At 74.6% G+C, this 15,478-nt stretch carries 12 protein-coding genes and 1 pseudogene; all 13 read right to left on the bottom strand.

The features are described 5' to 3' along the window. Nucleotides 1-207: 207 nt before the first annotated feature. Nucleotides 208-1,050, bottom strand: coding sequence for a chymotrypsin family serine protease (locus tag ACZ63H_RS31515; RefSeq protein WP_469870942.1), 843 nt, complete (start codon nucleotides 1,048-1,050; stop codon nucleotides 208-210). A gap of 14 nt (nucleotides 1,051-1,064) precedes the next feature. Beyond that, nucleotides 1,065-1,154: pseudogene (locus ACZ63H_RS31510) on the bottom strand (cutinase family protein); the annotation flags it as partial. Nucleotides 1,155-1,403: 249 nt separating this feature from the next. After that, nucleotides 1,404-2,948, bottom strand: a complete 1,545-nt coding sequence (locus ACZ63H_RS31505) for a TRAFAC clade GTPase domain-containing protein (RefSeq protein ID WP_469870940.1) — start codon at nucleotides 2,946-2,948, stop codon at nucleotides 1,404-1,406. Nucleotides 2,949-2,955: 7 nt separating this feature from the next. Then, the gene (locus ACZ63H_RS31500) at nucleotides 2,956-5,397 is read right to left on the bottom strand and encodes a GTPase-associated protein 1-related protein (RefSeq protein ID WP_469870938.1); all 2,442 of its coding nucleotides are present in this window, start codon (nucleotides 5,395-5,397) and stop codon (nucleotides 2,956-2,958) included. Further along, nucleotides 5,394-6,581: a TRAFAC clade GTPase domain-containing protein gene (locus tag ACZ63H_RS31495; protein ID WP_469870936.1), complete on the bottom strand. Its 1,188-nt coding sequence runs from the start codon at nucleotides 6,579-6,581 to the stop codon at nucleotides 5,394-5,396. Before ACZ63H_RS31495 ends, ACZ63H_RS31500 begins: the two co-directional genes overlap by 4 nt. After that, nucleotides 6,582-8,177: a hypothetical protein gene (locus tag ACZ63H_RS31490; protein ID WP_469870934.1), complete on the bottom strand. Its 1,596-nt coding sequence runs from the start codon at nucleotides 8,175-8,177 to the stop codon at nucleotides 6,582-6,584. Nucleotides 8,178-8,179: 2 nt separating this feature from the next. Next, a complete protein-coding gene (locus ACZ63H_RS31485) occupies nucleotides 8,180-10,225 on the bottom strand; it encodes an AAA family ATPase (protein WP_469870932.1) in 2,046 nt (681 codons plus the stop codon). Then, nucleotides 10,222-11,655: a hypothetical protein gene (locus ACZ63H_RS31480; RefSeq protein ID WP_469870931.1), complete on the bottom strand. Its 1,434-nt coding sequence runs from the start codon at nucleotides 11,653-11,655 to the stop codon at nucleotides 10,222-10,224. Before ACZ63H_RS31480 ends, ACZ63H_RS31485 begins: the two co-directional genes overlap by 4 nt. Continuing rightward, nucleotides 11,652-12,386 (bottom strand): 4Fe-4S single cluster domain-containing protein, encoded by a 735-nt coding sequence (locus ACZ63H_RS31475; RefSeq protein ID WP_469870929.1) that lies wholly within the window; start codon nucleotides 12,384-12,386, stop codon nucleotides 11,652-11,654. Before ACZ63H_RS31475 ends, ACZ63H_RS31480 begins: the two co-directional genes overlap by 4 nt. Further along, nucleotides 12,383-13,429 carry a protein kinase domain-containing protein gene (locus tag ACZ63H_RS31470; protein WP_469870927.1) on the bottom strand — a complete coding sequence of 349 codons (1,047 nt, stop codon included), beginning with the start codon at nucleotides 13,427-13,429 and terminating at the stop codon, nucleotides 12,383-12,385. The genes ACZ63H_RS31475 and ACZ63H_RS31470 overlap by 4 nt, the downstream gene beginning before the upstream one ends. A 2-nt stretch (nucleotides 13,430-13,431) precedes the next feature. Further along, nucleotides 13,432-14,202, bottom strand: coding sequence for a protein phosphatase 2C domain-containing protein (locus ACZ63H_RS31465; protein ID WP_469870925.1), 771 nt, complete (start codon nucleotides 14,200-14,202; stop codon nucleotides 13,432-13,434). Continuing rightward, nucleotides 14,199-14,969, bottom strand: a complete 771-nt coding sequence (locus ACZ63H_RS31460; protein WP_469870923.1) for a vWA domain-containing protein — start codon at nucleotides 14,967-14,969, stop codon at nucleotides 14,199-14,201. Before ACZ63H_RS31460 ends, ACZ63H_RS31465 begins: the two co-directional genes overlap by 4 nt. Beyond that, nucleotides 14,966-15,178 carry a hypothetical protein gene (locus ACZ63H_RS31455; RefSeq protein ID WP_469870921.1) on the bottom strand — a complete coding sequence of 71 codons (213 nt, stop codon included), beginning with the start codon at nucleotides 15,176-15,178 and terminating at the stop codon, nucleotides 14,966-14,968. The genes ACZ63H_RS31460 and ACZ63H_RS31455 overlap by 4 nt, the downstream gene beginning before the upstream one ends. Between the last annotated feature and the right edge of the window lie 300 nt (nucleotides 15,179-15,478).

Raw genomic sequence — 15,478 nt, 5'->3', positions numbered from 1 at the left:
CCCCCCCCCCCCCCCCCCCCCCCCCCCCCCCCCCCCCCCCCCCCCCCCCCCCCCCCCCCCCCCCCCCCCCCCCCCCCCCCCCCCCCCCCCCCGCGCCGGTGAGCGGGATCGCCCGGGACCGGTGGGTGAGGCGCGACGACGGAACGGACGCGGGGGGGCGGCCGGCGCCGGTGCCGGGCTGTACCCGTTGCGGGCCGGCGGCCCGCCTCACGGGTTGGTGGTCACCTCGAAGCCCGCGCCGAACACGCCGGCGGGTGCGGCCGCGTCCCTGGCCCGCAAGTCGGCCAGGATGTTGGCCGAGCTGGTGTATTCGAACGGCGGCAGGGACAGGGTGATCGCCTTGGTGATCCCGGCCCAGGGGCCCTCGGCCTGGAAGCCGTTGCCCTGGGACGGCAGTTCGCTGCCCGGTACGTGCCAGACCGCCGGTCCCCCCGAATCGCCCGGCCGGTTCACGGCTGCCGACCGGTAGATGCCTCCGATGTTGTCCGTGATGGTCCCGAACCACACGCCCGTCTGCCCCGACACGACCAGTTCGTTGTCTCGGGGCGCGAGCAGCCGCTCGGTGTCGAGCGCGGGGCTCGGGGCGTTCGGGCTGGCGGTTCCCCCGGGGACCCGGACCTCGCCGGTCTGCTTCAGATAGGGGCCCTGCGAGGAGGGGGTCACCTGGGGGACCAGCTCGATGATCATGTAGTCCTTGGTCATGTGCCCCGTCTGGGAACCCTCGGGGTCCTTGAAGTAGCGCACGTGTCCGATGGGGCCGAATCCGGTGTCCGCCCGGTCGTAGACGGGTGCGATGTCGTCGTGGATCTCGCGGTCCGCGTAGGTGCCGTCCTGGTCCCTGAGGCAGTGACCGGCCGAGATGGCGATCCGGTGGCCGTACCTGTCGGTGCCCACCGCGCCGATCGTGCAGAAGACCAACGGTGACGACGGGCTGAAGAGGATCTGCATCCCGTTGTGGACGCGCTTGACGGGCTCGGCCCGGGCGGCGCCGGTGCCCGCGGCCCACAGGACCGTGAGGCTGAGCATCAGAACGCACAGTCGTCTGATCATGTTCGACTCCTCGGTCACCAGGAGGCCGGGTACCAGGCGCCGTTGTACCACTGCTCGTTGGCGCCGTCGTCGTGGTGGTCCATGTCGAAGTCGTCGGGGTAGTTGATGTCGCCGGTGAAGCCGTCGTTGTGCATTCGCATGCGATCCTCCGTGTGTGGTGTTTTCGCCTCGGGAACTTGGCAGCGGTCGATGAGATGACGATGGAACACGGCAAGGGCATGGCTCGGCCCGTCGCGCCCCCGCCGGTCCTGCCCGGTCGGCCCGCGCCCGGCCTGCCGTGGCCGACCGCGCCGAGGGACCGGACCGGTCGCTGTACGAGCCGGCCCGGTCCTGCGCCCCGCGCCACGGCGCGCTCACTCGCTCAGACACCACTCGGTGAACTCCGCGACGCTGGGATCCACCCGTCCCGCGCCGTCCGCCACCGCCGCGGTGCAGAAGTACCGGACCTCACCGAACTCCAGGTCCATGGTCTCCACCAGGTTCCGCAGCCCCAGCCCCTCGCACAGCCACGCACGGGCGGAGTCGCTGCTGTCCGGGCGGTCGGGCAGCAGGGTGGGCTGCCCGGCCAGCAGGTCCCGCTTGCTGATGGCGACGGCGAGCCGGGCCTTGTCCAGGCGGGTGCCCATGGTGCGTACGGTCTGCACCGAGCGCGAGAACACGTCCTCGGGGTCGACCGTCGAGGCCAGCGTGCGGTCCACCTCAGGGCCCGCCGGATCGAGGCGGGTCCAGAAGGCGTCGACGGCCATCGGGTCCAGGACGAAGACGAAGGTGCGGGCCTCGCGGACGTAGCGCAGCGCGTCGGTCTCCTCCCGGTTGACGAACCGTTCACCGGCCGTGTCGAAGACGTGCACCAGCCGCTCGGCGCGACCGGTGCCGCGCACGAACGAGTGAGCGCGGGGCAGCGTCTTCTGGGTGGGGCGGGTGTGCCCCTGGATCTCCAGCACCTCGTTGAGCACCCGCTGGTTGGCGCTCGACTCGGGGTCGGCGAGCCGGATCGCCGGGCCGCCGTCCTCCGCCGCGTTCTCCAGTGACTTGACCATCGCCGCCATCAGCTGTGTCTTGCCCGCGGCCCGGCCGCCGATCAACGGCAGGATCAGCTCGGGCATGTGCCCGGCGTCCGGGTTCATCGGCCTGCCGCAGTGTTCGTGCACGCAGTGGCCGCCGAGCCGGGCGTCCCGGCTCATCAGCATCAGCAGGGTCGGTATCCGCTCGCCGCAGGCGCACCGGCGCCGGAAGAGGCCGAAGGTGCCCGGGCGGATGTCGGCATGGCGGCGGCGGCACGTCGGGCGCGGGCAGTCGTACGCCGGATAGGGGACGCGTTCGAAGCAGCTCGGGCACAGCATCCCCCTCGGCAGCCCGCGCAGCAGCATCCCGGCGCGGTCGACGGCCCGCAGGACGAGCGCGGTGAGCCGGGCGCCGGCCATCAGCAGGGCCACGCCGAGCGCCTGCGCGCCGAGCAGCGCGCCCAGCAGCGGCGCCGCGACGCCGGCGCCCAGGCCGAGGCCCAGGTGGAGGGTCAGGCCGTACGGCACCGAGAAGGCCCGGTGCACGGTGGGGGCCGTGAACTGGCGGGCGGTCACCTGGCGGTGGGCGTCGGTGACGGTGCGGACGTACAGCCGCCGTCCCTGGGTGAGGAGTTGGCGCAGGTCGCGGGTGGCCGGGCCGAAGAAGTAATTGCGGTGGGCCAGTTCGTCGGCGGCCCGGAACGGCGGGACGGTCACGAACTCGGGGGTGCGCCGGCGCAGCACGCCGTCGAGCAACCGGCAGTAGTGCCACAGGAGTTCGCTGACCAGGGCGATCCCGCGCAGGCTCGCGATCACCGGGATCAGGGGCAGGGAGAGCAGGAGCAGGGCCAGGTAGGCGAGGGGGACGAGGACGAAGATCACGACTTCCGCCACCTCGAGCTCACCTCCGTTCCGGTCGGGGGCCGTCCGGTGGCCGCCGCTGGGTGAGTTTGCGGCCCCACTTCCTCACGCGGCCCAGGCGGCTCTCGGCGCACTGCTGGTACTGGTCGGCGAGCCGGGTGTCGTAGGGGCGCAGCCCCCGGGCCAGGCGGTCGAGGTCCTCGGGCCGCCAGTGCCGGGCGACGTGCAGGCGCAGCGTCTCGATGATCTCCCGGTGGGCCTGCGGCAGCGCGGTCCGTTCGGTGTGGACCGCGATCGTCCCGGTGACATGGCTGAACAACACCTCGTCGATGCGGCCGGAGGTCGTGGCGGCCCGCAGCACGGCGCGCAGGTAGCTGTCGGCGAGGGAGAAGCCGAACTGTCCGATCTGCGTGCGCAGCCGGGCCGGATCGGCGGGCAGCCGGAGCATGGCCGGGAGCAGCCGGTGGCGCTTCAGGGCGCGGGGTGCCGACCACGCGTCGGCCTGCGGGATCCGGAAGGCGCGGGCGAGTTCGGTGGCCTCGGTGGCCTCGCGCAGGGTCGTGTCCAGCCGGAGGGTGACGTCCACGCACTCCCGGGTGACCGCCCGCAGCCGGCTGTGACGGCCGGGCGCGGTGAGGGTGTCGCAGAGCACCAGGCAGTCCCGCAGGGCCCGTTCGTCGTCGATCTCCTGTTTCACCGCCCGGTCGAACCACTCCCCCACCGACTCGTCCACCGGCTCGTCCGCCGGCAGCCGCCGGGCGATCTCGATCGCCTCCTGGTGGGTCCAGGCCGGCGACGGCCGTCGCCACAGCCCCCGCAGCAGCTCCGCGTCCGGTGAGCTCTGGCCGCGCACCGCGAGGATGCGGAACAGCAGGTCGACCGTGCGGCCGGGTTCCCGCTCGGCCTGGGCCCGCCAGTAGTGTTCCAGGAGCCGGGGCCGCCCGCCGAGGTCCTGTTCACCGAGCAGTACGGCCGGGAACTGGGAGAACAGCTGTTCTTGGCCACCGCGTCCGGTCAGCGCCTCGTGCACCGCCGTGGCCAGCGCGGCCCGGAACTCCGGGAGGTCCCGGGCGAGCCGGCCGGCCTCCTCGCGCAGGCCGGCGCCCGCGGAGGTGGCGAGCAGGGCGCGGGCCAGTTCCAGGCTCTGCGTGGCGAGCAGCTCCGGCGAAGGGGTGAGCCCCGCGCCCACCGCCCACAGCAGCAGCCGTACCCGCTGGCGGCTGCCCTCGGCCTCTTCGAGCAGCCGCCGCCACAGGGCGGTGGCCCGCTCCCGCTCGGCGGGACGGGTGAGCGGCACGGGGCCCGGCGCGCCCGGCGAGCAGGTCATGTAGGCGCGGATCCGGGACTGGTGGAGCTTGCCCTCCAGCTCCTGGTGCAGCGCGGTGTCGCCGCCCGCCTCGGCTGCCGCGCTCAGCGTCGCGAGCTGGTCGTCGTCCAGGTCGCGGTGCTTGCGGTGGATGTCGGCGGCCACCGCCGCGCGGCGCGGCCCGAGGTGAGCGGCGCCGGGCAGCCAGTCGAGCACCGCGCGGACGTCGGCTCCGGTCAGGTCGATGCCGCCCGCGGCCGTGGCCGCCGCGACCGGAGCGTGCCAGTCGCCGGGTGTCCGTTCCCGGCCGTGGGTGTACTCGGCGGTCCAGGACCACACCGAGCGGACCGACCCGACCCCGATCCGGGTCAGCAGCCGGATCAGGTGGTGCGTGGGCACCACCTCGGGGAAGCGGCCCGCGGAGAAGTCGAAGACGGTGTACGACTCCTCGTCGTCGGGGCCGAAGGCGGGGTGCGCCTCGGGCACCGTGCCGATCAGGTGCAGCCGGCTGCGGGTGGGGCGCAGGAGGTAGGTGGCGAAGGAGAGGGTGTGGGCGAGCGGTGGCGGCAGGAGGTAGGAGACGGCCGCGAACCAGTGGGCGATCCGGTCCGTGGTGCCGTCGACGACCACGACCGAGCCGTCCTCCGCGAGCGCCGTGAACACCGCCGAGAGCAGGGCGGGCAGTTGGCCGGCGTGCGGGTGGGCGCGGAGGAACGCCTGTGTGGAGCGGGGGGTGAGCGGGCCGCGCGGCAGCGGCGCGGGCAGCTCCGGGATCTCGGTCGTAGCGGCCACGCGGGTGGTCCACGCCGGGGAGTCCCACAGCTCGATCGCGAGCAGTCCGCCGCTGTCCGGGGTGAACTCCCCCTCGGTGTGCAGGGCGTGGGCGAAGTAGTTGCCGAAGCGGCGCGCCGAGTCCCGGCCGACGTACCGCACGCACAGTGTGGTGTCGCCGCCCCCGCCGCCCGGGGTGTGGCAGAGGTTCACCGGGCAGCGGGCCAGTTGTCCGGGGGTGTCCGACTCGACCAGGGAGCGGGGCGGTTCGTACCCGGCCAGGCTCTCCACCCGGTGCCGGGTCTCGGCCGACACCTGTTCGCTGACCGCGTTGAACTGGAATCCCGAGGACCCGCTGAGGCCGTGCTCGCAGGAGGTGTAGTAGAGCTGCTGGAAACCGCTCATCCGCGGCCCGCCTTGGGCACCGCGCCGAACTCGCTGAGCAGCCACAGCAGCGGGTCCGCGACCCGGTAGGGCTGGATGCCGGTGTCGGCGACCCTGGCCTCGGGCGTGGCGCTGCGGCCCAGTGCGGAGACCCCGAAGTAGCGGTAGCGCGCGAAGGTGTTCTCCAGGGCCTGGTCGATGGGCACGCCGTCCCACTTCTTGAGCAGCTGGCGCACCTCCTCGTGGACGTCGAGGCTGTCGCCCACGTCGAAGCGGCCGCGGGCGGGGGCGTGCGACCGCAGCGGGCTGCCGTTCTCCATCAGGTGCCAGAAGGCGTCCATCTTGGAGAAGACCACCGCGAGGGGGGTGTCGATCCTCGATGCCTTGCCGCCCCGCGCGGCCAGCAGCATGCCGCTCACCCGGCTGAGCACGTTGATCGGCGGGTCGATGCCGTCCATGCCCGGCAGGGCCGTGCCGGGGGCCGCGTTGTCCCGGGCGCCCGGCATCTGCAACGGGTCGAGCAGCAGGATGATGCCGTCCGCGTTGGTCAGGTAGCGGGTGTTCAGTTCCACGCTCTCCCGGCTGTTGAAGTCCTCGCCCGCGGTGTCGAAGAAGGACAGCACGCTGTGCTGCGGCCGCTCGACGAAGAGTTTCCTGCGGCGCAGCCCGAACCGGAACACCAGCGGTTCGACCCGGTTGGCGTTGGTGGTCGCGGTCTGTGTGGGCGGGAACATCTGCCGGTCGCGGTAGAGCCGTTCCTCGTACTCCGAGCTGTAGCGGCGCATGGTGGTGTCGTCCAGGCCCATCAGCGAGGCGCCGTAGGCTTCGCCGACCTGGTTGCGCATCTCGTGCAGCAGCACCGTCATGTAGATCGTCTTGCCGGAGGACCGGGCGCCCACCATCGCGATCAGCCGGTTGTCCACCATGCCGAATTGCAGCGGGAGTTCGACGTGACAGACCGGGCAGATCCGGTAGGTGGTCTCGTTGTCGCAGTCCGGGCACACCGCCGTGGACCTGCGGCCGTCGGCGGCGAAGTCCGGGCCCACGTCGTGGCTGGGACGCCGGCCGAACCGTTCGTCGAGGACCGGGTCGCGCCGGCGCTGGCACTGCTTGCGGGTGCGGCTGAGCCGGCTGTTGCAGCGGAAGCGGATCTCGCGCGGGGGGAAGGTCTCGTAGCAGTAGGGGCAGGTGAGACGTCTGGCCATTCAGGTCACTCGCAGCCGGTGCAGCGCCGTGGGGCGCAGGTCGATGTCGCGGTCGTGGTCGGTGTCGGGGCCGCCCGCCGGGAAGCAGACGAGCCAGGAGGGGCCCTTGGCGCCGGGGAAGGGGAATTCCACGGTGAGCGGCGTTCCCGCGGGCAGCCGCTGCGCGGGGATCTCGTGGACGACGGTGCCCTCGGCGGTGCTGGTGGGGCGGTAGCGGCCGAGGCCGTGGACGACCCGCAGGGCGGGCAGGTCGCAGCCGGTCCGGGCGGTGAGGGTGATGGTCGCGACGCGGGCGCCGGTGAGGCGGCGGCGCAGGACCGGTTCGTAGGTGACGACGGGGGGCTCGGCGGGGATCCGCAGCGCGGCGGCGCCCTCGGTGTCGACGGCGGGGTCGGCGACGAGTGCCTCGACGGTGAGCGTGATCGCGCCCCGGCCGAGGGCGAGGTCGAGGCCGCCGTCGTGTTCGTAGGTACGGCGCCGGCAGGTGATGTCGCCCTCGCGGGGGCCGTCGCCCGTCGCGGTCGCGTCCTCGCGGCGCCAGCGGACGCGTGCGGTGAGGGCGGTGTCGGGCCAGGCCCACAGGACGAGGAGGTGGTCGTCCCGGCGGAGGTACTGGAGCTGGGTGACCGGGACGGCGCGCAGGGCGGGGGCGGTCTCGGGGCCGGACCCGGTGGCGGACGCGGGGGGCACGGCCGGTTCGGGTGCCGGTTCGGTTTCGGGTGCCAGGTCCGGTTCCGGCTCCAGGTCCGGTCGTGCCGCCGGCGCGGGCGCGGGGAGGTCGGGGGTGTCCCGTTCCTCCTGGGCGGGGGCCTCCTGCCGCCGCGGCGCCCCGGACGCGGCGGAGCCGGTTCCCGGGGGGTGCTTCCGGGTCGGCTCGCCCCGTGGGTCGGGGTCTTCCGGGAGGGGCTGCCAGGGCTGCGGATCCGGGTCCGCCAGGGGCGGCGGGAACCGGGGCCGTGCCGGAGCCGGGCCGGTGGTCACCCGGAGCAGCCCGAAGTCCTCCCGGAGCAGCAGACCGCGCACGACGGCGAGTTCGGGGTCCGCGCAGCGGACCGTCAGGCCCTGGGCCTCGGGCAGTTCCTCGATGTCCGCTCGGCGGGCGGGCGTCGTGTAGAGCTCTCCGGACAGGAGCACGGCGTCCGGGGCGGACCCGGTCAGTTCCCGGGCTATCGCCGCGAGGGCGTGGCCGTCGGCCGGTTCCGTACGGGTGGTGACGATGTGGGCCGTCAGGTCCGGGGTGATGGCGAGGAGCGTCAGGTCGACCGTGGCCGCGACCTGGTCCACCACCAGGAGCGTGCGGTTCACGCCCTCGTCGATCGCGCCGTAGTGCAGGGCCACCGCGATCGGTGCCGGGAGGATCGCGCGGACGCGGAGCCCCGCGTCCTCGGCGGCGCCGCGCAGGCGGGCCTCTTCCTCGCGGCCGGCGGACGCGGGCAGGCCGAGCACCACGTCCGACCCGGCGGCGTCGGCGGGGAGCGCGGCCAGTGCGGTGGCCGGGTCGGCGCCGGTGTGGTCCGTCACGGTCATGGTCGGCCGCCCGTCCGGGCCGATGCGGCCGATGCGGGTGGTGCCGTGGCCGCTGGCGATGCCGAGCATGTTCAGCCGTTTCCTTCCTCGGTCCTCACCCATGGGGTGCCATCGGCGCCGACGCCGAGCCGCAGCCGGCTGCCCGGGTCCGGACGGCGGGCCAGGAAGTGGGCGACGACGGCCGTGCGCAGCGGTTCCAGTTCGTTGCGGATCTGGCGGCCGCCGTACGCCTGGCGCTCCGGGTCGCTCATCCGCGCGGTGATCCAGGGGTGCAGGGTCTCTCCGTCGGGGACCAGTTCGACTTGGTGGCGTTCGCGGACCGAGTCCGTGAGCTGGCCCAGCAGCCGGTCGGTGATCTTCACGACGTGTTCGCGGCGCAGCATGTCGAAGACGACCACGCCCGGCTTGAGCCGGCCGTAGATCTCCGGCCGGCCGATCGTGCGGAACTTCTCCTCCACGGCGTGCGTGAAGTGCTCCTCCAGATCGGCGTACGGCACTTCGTCCCCGCCCCGGGCCAGCAGGTCCTGGACGGCCTCCGCGCCCGTGTTGGAGGTGAAGATGATCAGGCACTGGGAGAAGTAGGCGGTCTGCCCTCGGCCGTCGGTGAGGCGGCCGTCCTCCAGGATCTGGAGGAACTTGTCCAGCACCCGGGGATGCGCCTTCTCGATCTCGTCGAACAGCAGCACGCTGAAGGGCCGTTCCTGGACCCGGCGGGTCAACTCGCCGCCCTGCTCGTGGCCGATGTAACCGGGCGGGGCGCCCGCGAGCCGTTCGGCCGCGTGTTCCTGCTGGTACTCGCTCATGTCGAAGCGTGCGTACGCGCTCTGGTCGCCGAACATCAACTCGGCCACGGACTTGGCGAGTTCGGTTTTTCCGACGCCGGTCGGGCCGACGAAGAAGAAGGCGCCCCGGGGGCGGGTGCCGCCGAGGCCGCCGAAGTCGACGCCCACGAAGGCGGCCTGGAGCGCGGCGGCCACGGCGTCGACGGCCTTGGTCTGGCCGACCACGCGGGCCCCCAGGACATCGGCCGCGCGGGCCACGGTCTCCCGGTCCAGCTGGGTCCACGGGTCGACGCTCACGTTGAGCCGGTGCAGTTCGAGGAGCTTGTCCGGCCGTTGCAGGGGCGCGTCGCGCAGCCACGAGGTGCGGGCGAGGGCCTCGATCTCCCAGCCCGACATGCCGTCGCTCGCGCCGACCAGGGTCTCGACGTCCTGGCGGGTGGCGTCCTGGGCACCGTTGAACTCGTCGCGCAGCCAGGTCAGCCACAGGCGGCGCTCGCTCGGGTCCGGGGGGCCGATGTGCAAGGTGGCGATCCGGGGGTCCTCCTGGTGGAACCAGCCGGGCAGCCGTCCCACGTCGCCGACCGCGCACAGGACGGCGTTGCGGGCGTGCGGACGGCGGACCGCGAGGGTCGCGCGCGGGGTCACGGCGGCCGTCATCGCGGCGCGCAGCCGGAGGTAGCCGAGGTTGGACTCGGGCTGGGCGGGCGGGAGGTGGTGGTCGACGTCCTGGAAGACGAAGGCCGTGGCCGCCTCGGGCGAGGCGGCGATCCGGTGCACGAGGGCGAGCACGTCCTCGAAGGCGCGCGGGGGTCCGGCCGGGCGCGGGGAGAGCAGGCCCGACCGGTCCCGCCCCCGTTCGGCGCCGCGGCGTCCGCGGGCGTCGGGTGGCCGCCGGCCGTCCGCGGACGCGTCCCGGTGGTCGCCCCGCTCACGGTGACGATCGCCCTCGGGCGGGCTCCCGCGGTCGGACGGAGCGCCGCGCCGGCCGTCCGCGGACGGGTCCCCGCCGCCGTCCCCGGCGGTCGCCGGGGGCGCGTCCGCCGCCAGCCGGGCGAAGCGCTGCGCGTGGTCCGGCAGCGGGAAGGTGAGCCCGGCCACCGGGTCCCACCAGCCCACCACATCGGCGCCACGGGCCTCCAGCACCCCGGCGACCAGCCGCTGGAAGGAAGCGGGCCGGTCCTCGAACCACCAGCGGTCGCGGATCTGCCCGTTGAGGATCACCTGCCGGCCGCGCCGCAGTTCCCAGCCGAGCGAGACCGCCCACAGGGGCATCATGCCGTTGGCGGTGACGGGCCCGGCGCCGTCCTCGCCCTTGGTGAAGTCGGCCGTGCTCACGGGTTGGTCCACGTCCGGTAGGTCTCGCGGGGAAGCGGCTTGGCGCGCCGGCCCGGCGGTTTGCCGTCCCAGGTCAGCTCGCCCGGGATGAAGCCGTCGTCACCGCCCAGCGCCTCGTGCACGCGCTCCAGCAGGGCCTCGGTGGTGTCGCACACCGCCTCGTCGCGGGCCGCGTACAGGGTCACGTCCGGCTCGTCGGCCACGTGGTAGACGAGCACGGGCTCGCCGTCGTCGCCGGAGGCGATCGTGGTCTCGTACGTCGCGCCGGTCGGCCGGGCGAAGTACAGCCGGAAGCTGCCCCCCTGGTCCTCACCGCCGTCGAAGGAGAAGCCCTCGTCGGTCATGGCGTCCCGCAGCGCCGCCACGAGGTCCCGGCGCCTCTGGTAGGCCAGCTCCAGCTCGTCCAGCCGGCGCTCGGCGTCGGGCAGCCTGTCCTCCAGGGCGGCGACCGCGTCGAGGGCCTCGGTCGCCGAGCGCGCGGTCAGCGCCTCGGCGACGGCCCGCAGGGCGTCCCCGATCTCGTCGGCGAGGTCCTGGTCGCCCAGTTCGGCGGCCGTGTCCACCACGTCCCGGGCCGCCGGGCGTACGACGTCGAGCCGCTCGGCCGCCTCCGCGAGGGCCGACTCCAGGGCCGCCCGCGCGGCCGAGACGCGCTCGCGCTCCCGCGCCTCGGCCGCCTCCCGCTCCCGTGCCGCGCGGGTCTCCCGCTCGACGGCCTCCCGTGCCTCGCCGACCGTGGCGGCGTGCCGGGCGAGGGCGTGCTCGACGGTGCCGAGCAGGGCTTCGAAGCGGACCTGCCCGCCCTGGCCGGCGGCCGCGCGCAACCGGTCGAGCAGTTCGGTGCAGTGGCGGTGTCCCTCCGCGTCGAGGGTTGCGCCGTCCGGCCCGCCGACGGCGGACAGCCGGTGTTCCAGTCCGGCCAGTACGGCGGCGGGGTCGTCCGTACGGCTCCCGGCAGCCTCCGGGCGCAGGCTCACGACCCGGCCCCGCAGTTCCTCCACCGCGTCCCCGAGCGGCTCCCCGCGGGCGGCCCGCTCGCGCAGCTCGGCCAGCCGCCGCTCCAGGGCGCCGATCCCGGCCCGGGCCCCGTCGCGCCGCGCCCGCGCGATCAGCTCCCGCACCCCGTCGAGGCCCCGCTCGTCGGCCGCGAGCCGGTCCGCCCGCGCCCGTGCCCGCCCGGCTTCGAGTTCGGCGCGTCGCCGGGCCGCCGACTCGGCTTCCTTCCGGGCGACTTCGTCGCGGCGCCGCTCGGCCTCGGCGCGGGCCCGTTCCCGGCGGGCGGCCGCCTCCTGGGCCACCCTGGCCCGGTCGGCGGCTCGCCTGCGCTCCCTGGCCCGGCGCTCCTCGGCCCGCCGCCGGCGTTCCGCCGCCTCCCGCTCGGCGTACCGAGCGCCGACGCGTACGGTGCTGTACTTCGGTGATCCGCTCATCGTTCCCTCCGTGCCTCGGTGCGCAGCACGAACCCCCGCGCCGCGAGCTGTTCCTCGAGCCGTTCCCGGAAGCCGGGGGCCGGCGGCACCCCGGCCCAGGAGAGCGATCCGTCGGCTTCCACCGACAGTTCGATCCCGGCGGTCGTGTCCGGCTCGGCCAGTGCCTGCCGGTAACGGCCGGTGAGCGGGATCAGCCGCTGGTTGTCCGAACCGCGCCAGCGCAGGCTGCCGTGCCGCGCCGCCCTGTAGGGGCCGTCGACCAGCAGGTCCAGCCGGTCCAGCAGGGCGCGCCGGTCCGGGCCGCCGCGCCGCAGTGCCTCGTGGCGGAAGCCGGAGTAGGCCATCGCGCCGAAGTCGGGGCGCCGCTCCCGTACCGCGTCGAGCAGTTCGGCGAGCGCCCGGGCCTGGCTGAACGGCTCCCCGCCGGAGAACGTGACGCCCTCGATGCCGTCCAGGCCGCAGAGCCAGTCGGCGAGTTCGGCGACGGACCTGCTGGTGCCGCCCTGGAAGGGCAGGGTCTCCGCGGCCACGCAGCCCGGGCAGCGCAGCGGGCAGCCCTGGACCCAGATCACCGCGCGGCTGCCGGGCCCGAGGACCGTGCAGCGGTCCAGCGTCCGGGCGACGGAGAGACGGGTTCCCCGGCTCCCCGAGCCTGCCCCCGTCCCCGCGCTCCCCGAGCCTGCCCCCGTGCCGTCCCGTCCCGCGCTCATTCCGTCTCGTCCCGCGTTCATGTCTTCTCCCGCGTGTGACCGGGGTAGCTGTCGACGCCCCGCTCGGCCTGGTCGCACCACGGACACCACGGCCGCTCCACGGTGTGGACGTGGCGGTCGTTCTGCGCGCACACCCGCAGCCGGCCGGGGACCTGCTCGGCCGCGAGGGCCTCGGCCCAGTCGGCCGCCGAGGGGCGTGGAAGCGTGCCCGCGAAGGCTGTTCGGAACAGTGCGGCGAGCCGTCGGGGCAGCAGGTCGGCGGGCGGCACGGAGCGGGGCAGCAGCACCGACGCGCGGTCCACGAGCCGGCAGCGGCCGTGGCGCACGTTGTCGTCGTACGACAGGTAGTCGCCGCCGTCCGCGGGGTGGCCGGCGAAGGGGTGCAGACCGGGCACGAGGAGCTGGTGGACGAGGACGGCCAGGGCGAAGGCGTCGGACGCGGTGTCCGGCGGTGTGCCGGCGGGGGCGCCGAGCCGCTCCGGGGCGGTGTACCCGGGGGTGCGCATCCGGCCCCGGAACAGCTCGCGGCCGTCCCTGAACTGCCAGGAGTCGATGTCCGCGAGGCCGACCCGGCCCTTCTCGTCGACCCAGAGGTTGTCCGGCTTGAGATCGCCCACCACGTAGTCCTCCGCGTGCACTTCGGCGAGCAGCCGGGACAGGGCGAGAGCGGCGCGCAGGGCGGTCGCCCACGTCGCCCCCGGCAGGCGGCGGGTGGTGACGGTCAGGAGGTGGCTGAACGGCTGGTAGGCGTGGCGCATGTCGGTCATCACATAGCCGTCGACGCGGTCCGCGGCCCGGCCGGCGGACGTGTGCACGGCGACCAGCGGCCAGGCCAGCCGGACGGGGGTGCCGGAGAGCAGGCCGACGGTGCCGAGCTCACGGCGGCGGCGCACCAGCCGGGCCACGCGGCGCCGGAACGCCTCGGGGTCGGGCGGGCCGGGGACGAGTTTCGCGACGAGGGGGCGGGCGTCGTCGACGCCGTACACGAACCCCTCGGAACCACTGCCGATCTGCTCGGTGAGCCGCCACGTGTGTCCCGTGCCGGACACCACCGTCAGTGCCACGGTCACTCCCCTTCGGCCAGAGCGCACAGGACGGTCAGGTCGTCGCCGGTCCGGCCGGCCTCCGGCCCGGAGAGCCGGCGGCGCAGGGGCTCGGCGTCCCCGCCGTTGTCGCGGAGCGTGGCGGTGAGACCCAGGAAGAAGCGTTCGGCCGGTAACGGACCCGCTTCGGCGGGGAGCCCGCGGACCGAGGGATGGTCGAGTGCGAGGGGCGCGCAGCCGTCGGTGGCCAGCACCACCGCGGCCAGTTCCGGTTCCCAGACGACGAAGGTGCGCACGCGCAGGACCGCGCCCGGGGAGGAGAGGAAGCCCGAGGGTCCGGTGGGCGGCGGAAGGACCAGGTGGCAGCGGTCGTCGTTCGACACGACGGTGGCGAAGCCGTCGCCCAGCGAGACGAAGGCCAGCCAGGGCGGGACGACGGCCGTCGCGGTAAGGGTGGCGCCCAGCAGGCCGGGGTCCGCCGGGCCCGCGCCGGTGCCCAGCACCCCCGCGACGGCTCGGAGGTACTCCTCGACCACCTTTCGCCCCCGTCCCGCGATCCACCCGGTCCACCGCTCGGGCGTCTCCCGGGCGTCCGGTAAGCCCTCCGTCAGCAGCCGGCACGCCGCGTCGACCGCTATGTGTGCGCCCAGGGCACTGCGGTCCCGGCTGCCCGCCCCGTCGGAGACGCCCAGCACCGCCGCACCGCCGAGGTCGACCGCCTTGAAGGCGTCCTGGCAGCCCTGCGCGGCGGCGAGGTGGGCGGTGCCCTGGACGGAGGCGCCCGCGATGATCACAGCAGGCCCCTCTCTATCTCCTCCATCCGGGCCAGTCGGGCGGCCCGGTCGTTGACCTGCTGGTGGATGAGGTCGGCGTCCTGGTCCGGGCTGCTGTCGTCGGTGCTCTGGAAGAGCAGTTCGAGGATCCGGCCGAAGTCCAGGTTCTCCAGGGGAGAGGTCGCCTTCGGGGCGAGCACCCGCAGCATGGGCAGGTCGGCGCCGCGCACCCCGATCACCTGGAAGACCCACTCGCCCTTCGCCTCGCCCTCGCGCACCCGGTCCGCCGTGCCGGCGAGGGCCCTCTCGTCCAGCGGGCGGCCCTGGTCGTCGCTCGGCGCGCCGTCCGTCAGGACCCACAGGAAGGGCCGCCGTACCGGCACCCGTTGCCGCTGGAGGGTGCGGTAGCGCGTGCGGGCCAGTTCGAGGGCCGTGTCCACGGCCTGGGTCAGCCGGGTCAGCCCCTCGGCGCGCAGCACGGGCGGGTGCATGCCGTCCGCCGGCACGAAGAGCCGGTCGGGGTCGGCCTGTTCGACCGGGACCAGCCGGCCCGGTCCGGGGTCGTAGACACGCACCGCCGAATCGAAGGTGACGAGGCAGACCTCCACCCGGGTACGCAGCCGCTCCTGCGCGCGGACCCCGTCGAACCAGCGGGACAGCGCGTCGTTCAGCTCGTCGATCCGCGGGTGCCGCGCGGGCCGGCCCATGGAGGCGGAGGTGTCGAGGCAGAGGACCACGGGCTGTCGTTCCTCGTACCCGGACCCGAACCCGATGCCGTGGTCGCTCATCCGGCCGCCGCCCCGGTGTCCGCGTGGGCCACCGGCAGCCGCCGTGCCCGGTCATGACGCACGATCACGGGTGATCCCGGCGGCAGGCCGGGCGGCTCGGGCACCATGCGCAACAGGACTCCGTCCACGAGCACGTACGCGTCCGGCGCGGGCCAGGTCACCGTGCGACCCGTGCGGCCGTGCGCCCATTCAGCCATCCCCCTGCTCATACGGCCACCGTAAGTGACGCGTACATCGCGTTACCGTCCCTTGTGCGAATTGACACCGCATCGGTGCCGGCTGCGGCGCGGGCCGCCCCGGGTGGTACTCCCCCGCGGCACCCCCTGGGCGGCCCGCCCCTCCAGTGAAGCGCATCGGCCGGGATCCGGCCGGTCGCTCCCCGGGCGCATCCCGGCCGTTATCCGCTCCGCCGCCCGGACGGCCTTCGGGGTGTGCGCCACGAGGGGCACGTCCCCGCGTGCTCCGCCCGCCGGTTGCGCCCCGTCGGCGCTCCACACCGCGGCTTCGTT

The sequence above is a fragment of the Streptomyces sp. NPDC104831 genome (genome assembly GCF_055583025.1).
This window is presented reverse-complemented; position numbering and strand designations above follow the sequence as displayed.